This is a genomic window from Nocardia sp. CNS-044, from assembly GCF_059570515.1.
In genome coordinates, this window is record NZ_JCANSX010000001.1 from 107,566 (window position 1) to 122,214 (window position 14,649).

The window sequence follows — 14,649 nt, forward strand, 5'->3', positions numbered from 1 at the left end:
GAAGACCGCAGAAGGAAGGCATTTCGTGCGTCTGGCGACTTGGAACGTCAACTCCATCCGCTCCCGGCTCGACCGGGTGGCGGCCTGGCTGGACCGCCAGGACATCGACGTGCTCGCCATGCAGGAAACCAAGTGTCGCGACGACCAGTTCCCGTTCGAGCGCTTCGAGGAACTCGGCTACGAGGTGGCCCACCTCGGCATCAACCAGTGGAACGGTGTCGCGATCGCGTCCAGGGTCGGCCTGGAAGACGTCGAACTCGGCTTTCCCAATCAGCCCGGTTTCGACAAGGACGCGGGCGAATCCCTCATCAGCACACCGGTCGTCGAGTCGCGCGCGCTCGGCGCGACCTGCGGCGGCGTGCGGGTCTGGAGCCTGTACGTGCCCAACGGGCGCGCCCTCGCCGACCCGCACTACGCGTACAAACTCGAGTGGCTGGAGACGCTGCGCGCCACCGCCGCGAACTGGCTGACCGAGGACCCGCAGGCCAAGATCGCGCTGGTCGGCGACTGGAACATCGCGCCGACCGACGACGACGTGTGGTCGCCCGAGTTCTTCACGGGCAAGACGCACACCTCCCAGCCCGAACGCGACGCCTTCACCGCCATCGTCGACACCGGCTTCGCCGACGTGATGCGGCCGTTCGCGCCGGGGCCGGGTGTGTACACGTACTGGGACTACACGCAGCTGCGGTTCCCACGGAAAGAGGGCATGCGCATCGATTTCGTCCTCGCCTCGCCCGCGCTGGCCGCCGCGACGACGGACGCGGGTGTCGATCGCGAGGAGCGAAAAGGTAAAGGCGCCAGCGACCACGCGCCGGTTGTGGCCGAGTTCGACATTCCCGTCGAGTCGCGCTGACCGCACCGTCCCGGCTCCCAGCGAGATCGGCGGCCGCGTGCCGACGCACAGGCGGCCGCCCCGGCGGACGGTGGTTGGCGCGTTGACCGGCCGCTACGGGTTCATTTCGTAGCCGCCCGCGTGTGCGCGGGCCTCGGCCAGCACCTTGTCGAAGCGGGTGGCGTCGGCCGCGGGGCGACGCACCAGATCCAGCGCCCTGGTCTGCTGTGCCTTGGTCGCGGTCGGCTTGCTGTGCAGGGCGAGGGCGTTCTTGGCGAACTCCCGCACGAAGACGTCGAAGAGCTGGTCGAGCACGGCGGCGGCGGTGCCCTCGATCGTGGCCTGTTCCAGGATGAGCTGCGCGTACGGGATCGCGGTGAACAGCTCGCCGATGGCGAACAGGAAGTCCACGTCACGCTGTTGGTCGGCGGTGGGCGGGGCCGCGGCGAGCAACGTCTGGAAGGCGAGGGCCTGCTCCAGGAAGATCGCGACGTTCGGCACGTGCGCGTACTTCTCGAACACCGGACGCCAGTCGGTGAACCGGATGCGTCCGAGTCCCGCGCTCGGACCCTGCCGGAACAGGAATTCGTCGTCGGCGCCGTCGCGGCGGGTCGGCACCTCCGGATACCGCGCGGCGGCCAGCTCCGCTCGGAGCTTGGGCACCGCCGCGCCCGCCCGCGGGGCGAGCTTGCGGCTGGACCAGCTCAACGCCGAGGACACCGCCCGCACCGCACCCTTGGGCGCGGCGTCCGGCAGCACGCGCAGCGCGGCGAGCCCGGCGTCGGACGGGTGGAACATGTAGTTGGCCATGAACTTCAGCGACAGCGCCATGTTCACGTGCACGGTGCCTTCCAGCCGCGGCAGCCCGAACAGGCCGAGCATCGCCATCGGGAAGTACATGTCGTTCTCGAAGCCGCGGGCGGCGATCACGTCGGCGAGGTCTTCGATGACGCGCTGACCCTGCCGTGTCACGGTCATCTTCTCGATCGCGTTGAACAGCAGGTAGCGCCGGTCTTCGGGGGACGCCGACCGCAGGTAATCGATGGCGCGCTCGCTGTAGAGCTTCATGCCGATCAGCCGCGCGTAGGAGTCGGTCAGCAGCGAGCGCACCTGCGGGAACTCGGTCACCCTGTGTCCGAACAGGATTCGATTCTCCGCGTGCGTGATCGATTCGTAGAAGGCGTGTTCGCAAGCGCCGACGGCGCCGAAGCCGAGGTTGAACTTGCCCACGTTGACGGTGTTCATCGCGGCGTGGAACGCGGCCTCACCGCGGTGCAGGATGTCCTCCTCGGCGACCGGGTACTTCTCCAGATCGAAAGCGGCCACGTACATCTGACTGTCCACCACGTTGCGACGCAGCTTGTAGTTCTTGTGCTTGCTGTCGGCGACGAAGAACAGATACCCCTCGTAATCGTCCTGCGCCGGTTTGGCATTCAGCGCTTTGGCGCTGTCGATGATCGGCTTGTCGGCGCGGCGGCCGAACACCGAGACCATCCCGGCGAGGTTGCCGTTGCCGATGTAGTGCTTGCCGCCGGTCGCGGTGAAACCGCCGCCGCGCTTGGGTTCCACCACCATGTCGGTGGAGTACACGTCGGCGCCGTGCTCCTTCTCCGACAGCCCGAACGCGAAGATCTCACCGGAGTCGAGCAGCGCCGCCGCGCGCTGCTTGGCGGCCTTGTTGTCGCTCTGCCAGATCGGCCCGAGGCCGAGGATGGTGACCTGCCAGACGTACCAGTAGGACATGCCGTAGAAGCCGAGCACCTTGCTCATCATCGCGATGCGGCCGGTGTCCCAGCGCTTGTTCGGATCGCCGTTGGCCTCGGCCGCGGGGGTCAGGAAGGTCGCGAAGACCCGCTCGCGCTTGACGAAGTCGAGGAACTCGGAGTACCAGACGCGCTCCCGGTCGTCCCGCTTCAGCGCCGCCTTGCCGCGCGTCTCGAACCAGTCGACCGTGGCGCGCAGCAACCGCCGCGTCTCGGCATCGAACTCGGCGAACTCGCAGGTCTTCGGGTTGAACAGGGTTTCCGGCATCGGTGACTCCTCGGCCGTCGGTTCGACGCCCGGCATCCGGCCGGGCCGCTTCATTCGCGAATGTAGCATTATTGTTCACAAGTGTAGGAACCCCGGCAAGACCCGCCCCGACACCTGCGCCCGGCACGCGCTCCTCAGGAAACCCGGAGTGCCGCCCCTCGCCACCGCTCCGACAGGTGCCCATGTGTGGAGACAGCGCACAAGCAGCCCCCGCAGTCCCGCCGCAGGCACTCACACAGAGGACCACCCCATGAGCAGGCACCCCCGCACCCAGCAGGTGCACTTGTGCGGAGACAGCGCACAAGCAACCCCCGCAGTCCCGTCGCAGGCACTCCCACAGAGAACCACCCCACAAGCAGGGACACCTGCCCACGATATGTTGGTGGCCATGGGTACCGAGCAAGTCGTGCGACCGCGTCAGCGGGCGCGGCACCTCGGACCGGAACGCCGCCGCCCGCAGGTGCTCGACACCGCGCTGGCCATCGCCGTCGAACACGGCGTCGCGGCCGTCACCATCGCCGCCGTGGCCGAGCGGATGAACGTCACCCGGCCGGTCGTCTACGCCTGCTTCGCCGATCGCGTCGAACTCATCCAGGAACTGATCCGCCGCGAGGAGAACCACCTCGTCGAGGGTCTGCTCCAGGCGACGCCGCCCCGCGCGGTCGACGCGGGCGAGACGGTCTTCGTGGAGGGCTTCCAGACGCTGCTGGAGATCGCTGCCGCGCGGCCCGACTCGTGGCGGCTGCTGTACGGCAATCCCGATCCCGCCGTCGCGGATTCGTTCGGACGCGGTCGCAAGTTGGCGGTCGAGCGATGCACCGAGCTGCTGCGGCCGACGCTGCGCGCGTGGGGGACCGAGGATGCCGAGCGGAAGCTGCCGATTCTGGTGGAGCAGTGGGTGTCGGCGGGTGAGGGGGCGGTGCGGTCGCTGCTCGCCGACGAGGGGGAATGGACGCCGCAGACACTCGGCGCTTTCGTGGGCGCGGCGGTCTATCGAGCGTTGCGGCAGGCGTAAGGCGCTGTCGGCCGGGTCCTGCTGAGCCGCCCAGATCGCCGCGGGGAACGTTGGCGGCGCGGAGGTTCGTCGCCGCGGCCGTCCACAGCCTGCATCCAGTTGCGGCAAAGGCACGCCATGCCGACATTTCTCCGGCAGTCACACGCGACTACCGATGAAATGCCGCCCGACAGCGCGTGCATGGTCGGTTTTGCCGTCGCGAGCGCGCGTTTTCCCGGTCGCCGAAGTCATCCGATCATTACGATGGAGACCGACCGATCCGACCACGATCTGGCGGGAGGTGCGAGCATGGCGTTCTATCGGCAGGTCGGCGCGGTGCCGCCGAAACGGCACACCCAGCACCGCGACGACCTCGGGCGGCTCTACTACGAGGAGCTGATGGGCGAGGAAGGCTTCTCCGGCGATTCCTCGTTGCTCTATCACCGCGGTCTGCCGCCCGCGATCGTCGACGCCACGGTCTGGGAACTACCGGACCAGACGACGACGCCGAACCATCCACTGCGCCACCGGCATCTGCGCCTGCACGATCTCTTCCCCGGCGACACCGCGGCCGAGACCGATCCGGTGACCGGCAGGCGGCTGCTGCTCGGGAATGCCGACGTGCGCATCTCCTATGTCGCGGCCAAAGGCGCTTCTCCGTTGTACCGCAACGCGATCGGCGACGAGCTGGTCTACGTGGAGGCGGGCGAGGCGACCGTCGAGACCGTGTTCGGCAGGCTCGCCGCCCGCCAGGGCGACCAGGTCCTCATTCCGCGCGCCACCACTCACCGCTGGTTGCCCGCCGGGCCGGGTCCGTTGCGCGCGTATGTGATCGAGGCGTCCAGTCACATCACTCCGCCGAAGCGGTACCTGTCGAAATTCGGTCAGCTGCTGGAGAATTCGCCGTACTGCGAACGTGATCTGCACGGGCCGGGCGAACCGATCCTCGAATCCGGTACCGATGTCGAGGTTCTGGTGAAGCATCGCGCGGGCGGGCGGGTGGTCGGCACGCGGATGGTCTACGCGACGCATCCGTTCGACGTGGTGGGTTGGGACGGATGCCTGTACCCGATCACGTTCAACATCGCCGATTTCGAGCCGATCACCGGGCGCGTGCACCAGCCACCACCCGTCCACCAGGCGTTCGAGGGGATCAACTTCGTGATCTGCAACTTCGTGCCGCGCAAGGTCGACTACCACCCGCTGTCCATCCCGGTGCCGTACTACCACTCCAATGTCGACTCCGACGAGATCATGTTCTACTGCGGCGGAAACTACGAGGCGCGTAAGGGTTCCGGCATCGGGCAGGGTTCGGTGTCGGTGCATCCCGGCGGGTACGCGCACGGACCGCAGCCCGGTGCGTACGAGCGCAGCATCGGCATCGAGTTCTTCGACGAACTCGCCGTCATGGTCGACACCTTCCGCCCGCTCGAACTCGGCGAGGGCGCGCTGGCCTGCGAGGATCCGGCCTACGCGTGGACGTGGTCGGGTCGGGGCCCGCGGTGAGGACGCGGCTCGAGGTTCCCGAGGATTCGCTGTTCGGCGCGGACAATCTGCCGTACGGGGTGTTCGCGCCGCGCGGGGGTGCGCATCGGGTCGGGGTGCGCTTCGGCGAGTTCGTCGTCGATCTGGCTGTCGCCCTCGAGGACTCGGTATTCGCGGCTGCCGACCTCAATGCTTTTCTCGCGCAAGGGCCTACGCGTTGGCGTGCGGTTCGTGAGCGGGTGCGCGAATTGATCTCTGCGGAAATCCCCGCCGACGCAGTGCATCCCCTGGCTGACGTGACGCTGGCGCTGCCGATTCGCATCGGCGACTATGTGGACTTCTACGCGAGCATCGACCACGCCACCAATCTCGGACGATTGTTCCGTCCGGATGCCGAACCGCTGCTGCCGAATTGGCGTCATCTTCCGGTGGGCTACCACGGCAGAGCCGGGACCGTCGTCGTCTCGGGCACAGAAGTGGTGCGGCCGCGAGGTCAGCGCCGAACAGACTCGGGTGTGCCGGATTTCGGTCCTTCCCGGCGGTTGGATATCGAGGCCGAACTCGGCTTCGTCGTCGGTGTCGGCTCTTCGCTCGGCACGCCGATCGATATCGCCGATGTCGAGGATCACCTGTTCGGTGTGGCGCTGGTCAACGACTGGTCCGCGCGGGACATCCAGGCGTGGGAGTATCAGCCACTCGGGCCGTTCCTCGGTAAGTCGTTCGCCACGTCGTTGTCGGCATGGGTGACGCCGCTGGCCGCGCTCGATTCGGCGCGCATTCCGCTGCCGGAGCAGTCACCGCCGCCGCTGCCCTATTTGACGGTGGACGAGCCATGGGGGCTGGATATCGAGCTGACCGTGAGCTGGAACGGGGAGGTCGTCTCGCATCCGCCATATGGGCGGATGTACTGGTCGCCCGCGCAGATGTTGGCGCATCTGACCGCGAATGGTGCGGCCGCTCGGAGTGCGGATTTGTTTGCGTCGGGGACCATTTCGGGGCCTGAGCCGGGGCAGCGGGGGTCGTTCATCGAATTGTCTTGGGGCGGTGCGGAGCCGGTTGTGGTTGGCGGGGAGGGGCGGACGTTCTTGGAGGATGGGGATGAGGTCGTGATTACCGCGTCTGCGCCGGGGGTTGGTGGGGGGCGTGTGGGTCTGGGGGAGGTGCGGGGGCGGGTTCTGCCTGCCGGGTCGCGGGGGTGACTTGGGTTTCGAGGTGCGGCGACTTTCGAGTGCGCGGAGATAGCGCTACCTGCGCGATGGAGATGTCGCTCACTTTTCAGCGCATACGTGGCCAGCATCACCCTCTCGGCCGATTCTGTTCGGACGACCGGCCGGTTTACCGTTCGGGGGATCACCTCCATCGGGACGGGAGCCCGCGTCAATGCTGACCACCCTCGCACGGTTCGCCGCCGCGCGTCCTCGCGTTGTTCTCGGTATCGCGCTTCTGCTCATGGTGCTGTGCGGTCTGTTCGGGGCGACGGCGCAGGCGCACATGAAGTCCGGCGGGTTCGTCACCGAAGACCTCGAGTCGGTTCGGGCCGCCGAGTTCATCGCCGACCACTTCACCGGTGGGGATCCGAACTATGTGCTGCTCATCCAAGCCGAGGACGGGGTGGACAGCGCTGCGGCGAAGGCGGCGGCGCAACGGGTCACCGATCAGCTGCGCACGTATCCCGAGGTCAGCGGCATTCAGTCGTACTGGTCGGCGCGGCCTGACCTCGCGCAGGCGCTGCGCGGCAAGGACGGTCGCAGCGGGATCGTCGTGGGCAGTATCGAGGGCGACGACGGTGAGCTCAGCGAGCGCGCCGCCAAGATCAGCGAGACGGTGCAGACCAGTGGCGATGGCGTCACCGTCCGTGCGGGCGGGCTGGCCGCCGTTTTCGCGGACATGAACGCCCAGATCAGCGAGGACCTGATCGTCGCGGAGGCCATCGCGGTGCCGCTGACCGGGCTCTTGCTGATCCTGGTGTTCGGCAGCGTGGTCGCCGCCGCGCTGCCGATCGCGATCGGCCTGTTCGCCATCGCGGCCGCGCTGGGCATCCTGCGGGCGCTGACGGTGGTCACCGACGTCTCGATGTACGCGCTGAACATGACCACCGCGCTCGGTCTCGCGATGGCCATCGACTACAGCCTGTTCATCGTCAGCCGCTACCGGGAGGAACTGGCCAACGGTCTGGATTCTCGTGCGGCCGTGGTGCGCTCGATCCAGACCGCCGGACGTACCGTGGTGTATTCGGCGTTGGTGGTAGCGCTCTCGCTGGCGGCGCTCGCCGTGTTCCCGCAGTACTTCTTCAAGTCGTTCGCGTACGCGGGTATCGCGGTGGTCGCCGCGGCGGCGGGCGCGGCGGTGATCGTTCTGCCAGCGATTCTGGTGCTGGTCGGCGATCGGGTGAACGCGCTGGATCTGCGGGTTCCGTTGCGCCGCATGTTCCGTCGACCCGAACCTACCGAGCCGCAACCGGAGCGGAGCCTCTGGTACCGCTGGGTTGTCGGCGTGATGAAGCGTGCCGCGCCGGTCGCGGTGGTCACGACGATCGCGCTGCTCTTGCTCGGGTCGCCCTTCCTGTCCGCGCATTTCGGTTATCCCGACGATCGCGCGCTGACGCAGTCCGCGCCGAGCCGTCAGGTGGGCGACGCGCTGCGCAGCGACTTCTCCGCCGACCTCGGCGCGAGTGCCTACGCGGTGTTGCCCGACTTCCGCGGCGGCCAAGGCGAAATCGGCGCGTACGCGGCGGCGCTGTCGAAGGTGGCCGACGTTCCCGCGGTGCTGTCCAGCGACGGCGTCTACGTCAACGGTCTGCGCGCTGCCGCCGCTTCACCGGAGATGTCCGGCCCGGCGGGCACATTCCTGTCGATCGGTACGCGGCTCGATCCGTATTCGACGGCGGGCAAGGATCAGCTCGCCGAGATCAGGGCGGTCCCCGCGCCCGGCGACGTGCTGTTCGGCGGAGCCGCCGCGCTGAACCAGGACTCGGTCTCGGCGATCGCCGACCGGCTGCCGCTCGCCGCCGCGCTCATCGCCGTCACCACGTTGATTCTGCTGTTCTTGTTCACCGGCAGTCTGCTGCTTCCGGTCAAAGCGCTTCTGTTGAACATTCTTTCGCTCGCCGCGACCTTCGGTGCGATGGTGTGGATCTTCCAGGACGGGCACCTGTCCGGGCTGCTCGGCTTCACGCCGACCGGCAAGCTCGACCTGGCGATGCCGATCCTCATGTTCAGCCTCGCGTTCGGCGCCTCGATGGACTACGAGGTGTTCCTGCTCTCCCGGATCAGGGAGGAGTGGCTGGCGGGCGAGAAGACCGCGGCGGGCAACACCCACGCCGTCGCCATGGGTGTCGCCAGAACCGGCCGAATCTTCACCGCCGCCGCCCTGTTGATGAGCATCGTCTTCCTCGCGTTGGCCAGCTCCGGCGTCGCCGCCATGAAGCTGTTCGGCATCGGTTGCGCACTCGCGGTGCTCAGCGACGCCACGGTGATCCGCGCCTTGCTGGCGCCCGCGCTGATGCGGGTGATGGGCACCGCCAACTGGTGGGCGCCCAAACCCCTTGCGGCGCTGCATCGCCGCTTCGGCCTGGCGGAGGAGACGAACGACCCGTCGCCGCGAGTCGAGGCGGAGAGCGCAGGCACCGGCGACGCCGCACCGCGGACCCGCGCCGACAGGGTCGCGGATCTTGTCAGCGAATAGCGCTGCGCCTGAACGCACTACGCTGCGGTAGCCGGACGAACGGCGACGCATACGCGCGAATGGCACTGCCATTGTGAGCAGCGCACCGCACAACCAGCACCGACGCTCGGAGTCGGCCGAAGATACGGACGGTCCGGCGCTGCGGGTCGAGGTGGAGAGCGCAGGCACCGGCGACGCTGCGTCGACGACGCCGCTCTGACGCGGATCCGTCTGCACCACAGCCCTTTACGACAGCATCTCCCGCCCGGCGTAAACCACGCCGACGAACTCGACCAAATCGTCGATCAGCGTCTGCACATCATCACGCGCGCCACCGTCGTCGTGATGGTGCAGCCAGTCGGCGATCAGCTCGAACATCCCGCCGATGGTCGCGAGCGCCAACGCCAGCCGCCTGCGTCGAGCGCGTTCGTCCGGCGCGGCATCCGATGACCACTGGCTGTCCAGAAACGCCGCGGCCCAGCGCCGGTTGCCGCGGCGCTGCTTCTCCACCATCGGCGAAATACCGCCCGCCTCACCGAAAGTCACCTTCGCCAGGCGCGGGTCGTCGGCGATGGCGTGCACGAACGCACCGACGACCGCAGCCGCGCGCTCTCCCCAGTCCCGTCCCGCGACTTCCGCCGCCACCTCGGCGACGCGTTGCTGGATCTGCGCCGTGATCTGCTCGAGCAGCGCGATGTAGCACGCCTCCTTGCTGTCGAAGTGGTCGTAGAACCCCTTCGTCCCGACGTAGGCGCGCTGGCAGATCTGTTCGATCGACGTCCCCGAAAAGCTCTGTTCGGCAAACAGTTCGGTGGCGGCGTCCAGCAGTTGACTGCGTCGCTGCGCGCTGCGCTGCTCGGCGTCGAGGCCGCGTATCCGGCGCCGAGCCGGAGTCGGGGCGGGCCGCGCGGCGGATTTGCTGCGGGTCATGTCACGACGATAGCGGTACTTGTTTCAAAAAGACTTCTTGTTGGTAACTCGAACTCGTGCTGTAATCGCTGCACCGATGAGGAAGGGACCTGAGGTGTCAGTGATCAAAGGCGATCCGGCCGGAAGAAGCCCAGTGTTCGTGCGCGCCGTCGCGGTCGCGATGATCGTCGCGGCGACCGTGCTGACGAGCGCGGTGGCGGCGAGACCGGCGTCGGCAATGCCACTACCGCAACATGATTCGTTCTACGAGCCGCCCGCCGACTTCGCGAGCGCCGAGCCGGGGACGATCCTGCGCTCGCGCGAGGTGCGGCTCGCGGTGCTCACGGTGCTGCCGCTGAACGTTCGGTCCTGGCAGTTGCTGTACCGCACGACCGACCTGTTCGACGAGCCCGCGGTCGCGGTCACGACGGTGATACTGCCCGCGGGCGCCGACCCCGGCCGCTCCCGCCCGCTGGTCTCCCTCCAGTTCTATTACGACAGCGCCAGCCCGTCCTGCGCACCGTCGTACGTGCTCCGGCAGGGTGCGGGGCTGCCCGGCGTCGAGGGCATCCATTCCAACAGCGAGCTCATCGCGCTCGCCGCGCTGATCAGCCAGGGTTGGGCGGTGTCGATCCCGGACTACGAGGGGCCGCATGGCCATCTCGCGGTCGCCAAGGAACCGGGTTACATGACCCTGGACGGGATCAGGGCCGCGCAACGTTTCGAGCCGATGGGCCTGAACACGAATACCCCTGTCGCTCTGTGGGGTTACTCGGGCGGCGGCATGGCCACCGGCTGGGCGGCCGAGATGCAGCCGAGCTACGCGCCGGAGCTGAACGTCGAGGGCGCCGCGATGGGTGCGCCGGTCTCGGATGTCGAATCGTTGTTGCACGTCAACGGTTCCATGTTCGCCAGCCTGATCGGGATCGGCATCGCCTCGCTGTCCAACGCGTATCCGACCTTCGAGGAGGTGACCTACCGGCACCTCACGCCGGAGGGCCGCGCGCTGATGGACCGCACCAACACGCAGTGTCTCCCGCGCAACGCACTCTCCCAGATGTTCGTGGATTACCAACGGCTGCTGACGATTCCGATCGCCGAATACCTCGCCCTTCCCGAGATTCGGGAGGTGTTCGACGCGACGGTTCTCGGCGGCAACACGCCGACCATGCCTATCCACCTGTACCAAGGCGTGTTCGATGAAGCGGTGCCCGTGTGGACCAACGACGCTCTCGCGCAACGATATTGCGCGGGAGGCGCTTCGGTCGTCTACAAGCGTGACCACCTGAGCGAGCACCTGACGCTGCCCTCCCTCGGCATGGCCGACACCTTCAACTGGCTGAAGGGCAGGCTGGCGCCGAACGCGCCGGATCAGGTCGGCTGCCGGACCGAGAACGTCGTCTCGATGCTCGCCGACGTCGACGCGCTGCTGAGCCAGATCGAGATCAACCTCAACGCCACCTTCGGCGCGCTCGGGTTCCCGATCGGGCCCCGCGAACGCTGACCGGCGGTCGGGGCCGCACATTTCCCGGCCGCGATGCGATGAATTCGGCGGCGTTGGGAAGTCTGCACACGCGAGGACCTACCCCACGTCAGGAGATGGCCATGCAGAAGATCGTCACGAACCTCTGGTACGACACCCAGGCCGAGGAGGCCGCGGAGTTCTACTGTTCGCTCTTCCAGGACTCCAAGATCACCGACATCCAGTACTACAACGAGGCGGGGCCGCGCGAGGCCGGGCTCGTCATGGTCGTCGACTTCGAACTGAACGGTCAGAAGTTCACCGCGATCAACGGCGGCGGCGAGTACCACTACACGCACGCCATGTCGCTGCTGGTCAACTGTGAGAGCCAGGAGGAGGTCGACCGCCTGTGGCTGGCGCTGCTGGCCGACGGCGGTCAGGAGATCGAGTGCGGTTGGCTCAACGACAAGTACGGCATCCCGTGGCAGATCTGGCCGGTGCAGGCCAACGAGCTGCTCAAAGGGGATCCCGCCGCCGTCACCCGCGCGACCAAGGCCATGCTCGGCATGAAGAAGATCGACGTGCAGGCCATGCGGGACGCGTACGAGGCGGTCTGAGCCGAGCTTGTTCGGCGGCCAGGCCCGAGCGGAGGGCCTGGCCAGCCGGATCGACCATCTTCCGAGTCGAATCTCACTCGGCCAGATCTACCGAGGTGAGGCGCTGGCCTGCGCCCGCACGCGCGGGTTCGGGTCATCGCCGGGCGTGTCCATGCGGCGGGCGGGTATGGTCGGGCGGGAAATTTCACATCGCCAACGGGGGCTCGCACCAGCGGGCTGAGAGGACGGCTAGCCCTACGGGGCGATCAGGGCCGTCGACCGTATGAACCTGACCGGGTAATGCCGGCGTAGGGAGGAGAAGCATGGCCACCGCCAACGGCGCCGCCGTCGACACCGTGACCACCGGGCCCATCGAGGGCAGCGTCAAGCACTACCAGGAAGTCGACGACCTGCGCATTCCGGTACGTCGTGTCAATCTGACCACCGGGGGGCATTTCGACGTCTACGACACCTCGGGCCCGTACACCGACGACAACGCGACCATCGACCTCGAAGCCGGGCTGCCCAAGCTGCGCGACACCTGGACCAAGCCGCAGGTGGACGGCCCGCCGACCCAGCTGGCCTGGGCGCGGCAGGGCATCATCACGCCGGAGATGCGGTTCATCGCGGCGCGCGAAGGCGTCGAGCCCGAGCTGGTGCGCGACGAGGTCGCGGCCGGGCGCGCGGTGATCCCGGCCAACCACAAGCACCCGGAGCTGGAGCCGACGATCATCGGCAAGAAGTTCCTGGTGAAGATCAACGCCAATATCGGCAACTCGGCGGTGTCCTCCTCGATCGCGGAGGAGGTGGAGAAGATGGTGTGGGCCACCCGCTGGGGCGCGGACACCATCATGGATCTGTCCACCGGCAAGAACATCCACGAGACCCGCGAGTGGATCATGCGCAACTCCCCCGTCCCGGTCGGCACCGTGCCGATCTACCAGGCGCTGGAGAAGGTGAACGGCGATCCGACCCAGCTGACCTGGGAGATCTACCGCGACACGGTCATCGAACAGTGCGAGCAGGGCGTGGACTACATGACCGTGCACGCGGGCGTCCTGCTGCGCTACATCCCGCTGACGGCCAAGCGGGTCACCGGCATCGTCTCGCGCGGCGGGTCCATCATGGCCGCGTGGTGTCTGGCGCACCACCAGGAATCCTTCCTGTACACCCACTTCGAGGAGCTCTGCGAGATCCTGGCGAAGTACGACGTCACCTTCTCCCTCGGCGACGGCCTGCGCCCCGGCTCCATCGCGGACGCCAACGACGAGGCTCAGTTCGCCGAACTGCGTACCCTCGGCGAGCTGACGAAGATCGCGAAATCCCATGGCGTGCAGGTGATGATCGAGGGCCCCGGCCACGTGCCGATGCACAAGATCGTGGAGAACGTGCGGCTCGAGGAAGAACTGTGCGAGGAGGCGCCGTTCTACACCCTCGGCCCGCTGGCCACCGACATCGCGCCCGCCTACGACCACATCACCTCGGCCATCGGCGCCGCGATCATCGCGCAGGCGGGCACGGCCATGCTCTGCTACGTCACGCCGAAGGAGCACCTCGGTCTGCCCAACCGCGACGACGTCAAGGTCGGCGTGATCACCTACAAGATCGCCGCCCACGCCGCCGACCTGGCCAAGGGCCACCCGCACGCCCAGCAGCGCGACGACGAATTGTCCAAGGCGCGTTTCGAATTCCGCTGGCGCGACCAGTTCGCGCTCTCGCTCGACCCCGACACGGCGCGCGAGTACCACGACGAGACGCTGCCCGCGGAACCGGCGAAGACCGCGCACTTCTGTTCGATGTGCGGGCCGAAGTTCTGCTCGATGCGGATCTCCGCCGATGTGCGGGAGTACGCGGAGAAGAACAACTTGACGGATGTGGAGGCCATCGAGGCGGGGATGGCGGAGAAGTCCGCGGAGTTCGCCGGGGCGGGGAAGCAGGTCTACCTGCCGGTGGTTTCGTAGGGTTGCTGCGCGTCGGGTCGGCATCTGGAGACCTCCGCGGCGCACCCGGCCCACTCACAGCGGGCGGCCATCCTTTCTTTGGAGAGGGTGGCCGCTTCGTTTTTCGACTTCTCGTAAAGCCGCTGGCCGCGCCCGAATCTAACGAACAGCGCTCTCGATAAGCCACCGAGCCGCCCTGTCGGTCCGCGCGACATCCCCGGTGATCACGCGATCCTGAAGTATCCCCCGCAATCCCGAAACAAGCACCGTCGCAACAACTTCCGCATCCTCCACGCCGAACCCACGCAACCCGTCCGCGAGCGCCGCGACGAAAGTGCCGATGGCGTCGGCGGCATACCCGGCGTACGGCCCGTCGGACGCACAAGCCGCGCCGAGCACTTGCAACATCACCTTCACACTGGTCGCCCCCGACCCAATGGCGTTGGCGCACCAAAAATCCCACAGCCGAGCGCGGAGGGCGGCGGCGTCGGCGATGTCGGCGAAGAGCGCCCTGATGTCCGGGCGCTGGGTGGCGAGAGCTTGGACCAGCAGCTCTTCCTTGGTGTCGAAGTAGTAGATGAGCATGCGCGAGCTGGTGCCGAGTTCCGCGGCGAGGGGACGCAGGGAGAGTTCGGCGAGGCCGTGCGTGGCGATGTAGCCGACGACGCCGTCGAGGAGTTCGGCGCGTTTGGCGTGGTCGAGTGGGCGGGCCATGGGTTGACTGTACCGACTGC

General features: G+C 67.5%; 11 protein-coding genes. 8 read left to right on the forward strand and 3 right to left on the reverse strand.

Going from position 1 to position 14,649, the window contains the following annotated elements; translation table 11 throughout:
* Positions 1-25 precede the first annotated feature (25 nt).
* Complete coding sequence (locus T333_RS00530; protein WP_496423378.1) at positions 26-856, forward strand: exodeoxyribonuclease III; 831 nt, start codon at positions 26-28, stop codon at positions 854-856.
* Positions 857-949: 93 nt separating this feature from the next.
* Here the strand turns inward: T333_RS00530 and T333_RS00535 are convergent, their stop codons facing one another.
* A complete protein-coding gene (locus T333_RS00535; protein WP_496423379.1) occupies positions 950-2,866 on the reverse strand; it encodes an acyl-CoA dehydrogenase family protein in 1,917 nt (638 codons plus the stop codon).
* A gap of 388 nt (positions 2,867-3,254) precedes the next feature.
* Between T333_RS00535 and T333_RS00540 the strand changes: the two genes are divergently transcribed.
* The 4 genes from T333_RS00540 to T333_RS00555 all read left to right on the forward strand — a co-directional run bounded on the left by T333_RS00540 (position 3,255) and on the right by T333_RS00555 (position 9,029).
* Entirely contained in the window at positions 3,255-3,881 is a 627-nt protein-coding gene (locus T333_RS00540) for a TetR/AcrR family transcriptional regulator (RefSeq protein WP_496423380.1), read from the forward strand.
* A 288-nt stretch (positions 3,882-4,169) separates the two neighbouring features.
* Entirely contained in the window at positions 4,170-5,366 is a 1,197-nt protein-coding gene (locus T333_RS00545; RefSeq protein ID WP_496423421.1) for a homogentisate 1,2-dioxygenase, read from the forward strand.
* Positions 5,336-6,544, forward strand: coding sequence for a fumarylacetoacetase (fahA, locus tag T333_RS00550; protein WP_496423381.1), 1,209 nt, complete (start codon positions 5,336-5,338; stop codon positions 6,542-6,544). The genes T333_RS00545 and fahA overlap by 31 nt, the downstream gene beginning before the upstream one ends.
* Positions 6,545-6,725: 181 nt before the next feature.
* Positions 6,726-9,029, forward strand: a complete 2,304-nt coding sequence (locus T333_RS00555; RefSeq protein ID WP_496423382.1) for an MMPL family transporter — start codon at positions 6,726-6,728, stop codon at positions 9,027-9,029.
* A 225-nt stretch (positions 9,030-9,254) separates the two neighbouring features.
* On the opposite strand, the gene T333_RS00560 is transcribed toward T333_RS00555, so the two are convergent.
* Positions 9,255-9,938 carry a TetR/AcrR family transcriptional regulator gene (locus T333_RS00560; protein ID WP_496423383.1) on the reverse strand — a complete coding sequence of 228 codons (684 nt, stop codon included), beginning with the start codon at positions 9,936-9,938 and terminating at the stop codon, positions 9,255-9,257.
* A gap of 94 nt (positions 9,939-10,032) precedes the next feature.
* On the opposite strand from T333_RS00560, the gene T333_RS00565 reads away from it, so the two are divergent.
* The 3 genes from T333_RS00565 to thiC all read left to right on the forward strand — a co-directional run bounded on the left by T333_RS00565 (position 10,033) and on the right by thiC (position 13,936).
* A complete protein-coding gene (locus T333_RS00565) occupies positions 10,033-11,421 on the forward strand; it encodes a lipase family protein (protein ID WP_496423384.1) in 1,389 nt (462 codons plus the stop codon).
* 101 nt (positions 11,422-11,522) lie between these two features.
* Positions 11,523-11,996 carry a VOC family protein gene (locus T333_RS00570; protein ID WP_354998688.1) on the forward strand — a complete coding sequence of 158 codons (474 nt, stop codon included), beginning with the start codon at positions 11,523-11,525 and terminating at the stop codon, positions 11,994-11,996.
* Positions 11,997-12,298: 302 nt separating this feature from the next.
* Positions 12,299-13,936 carry a phosphomethylpyrimidine synthase ThiC gene (gene thiC, locus T333_RS00575; RefSeq protein WP_496423385.1) on the forward strand — a complete coding sequence of 546 codons (1,638 nt, stop codon included), beginning with the start codon at positions 12,299-12,301 and terminating at the stop codon, positions 13,934-13,936.
* A gap of 138 nt (positions 13,937-14,074) precedes the next feature.
* On the opposite strand, the gene T333_RS00580 is transcribed toward thiC, so the two are convergent.
* Positions 14,075-14,629, reverse strand: coding sequence for a TetR family transcriptional regulator (locus T333_RS00580; RefSeq protein WP_496423386.1), 555 nt, complete (start codon positions 14,627-14,629; stop codon positions 14,075-14,077).
* Positions 14,630-14,649: the final 20 nt, after the last annotated feature.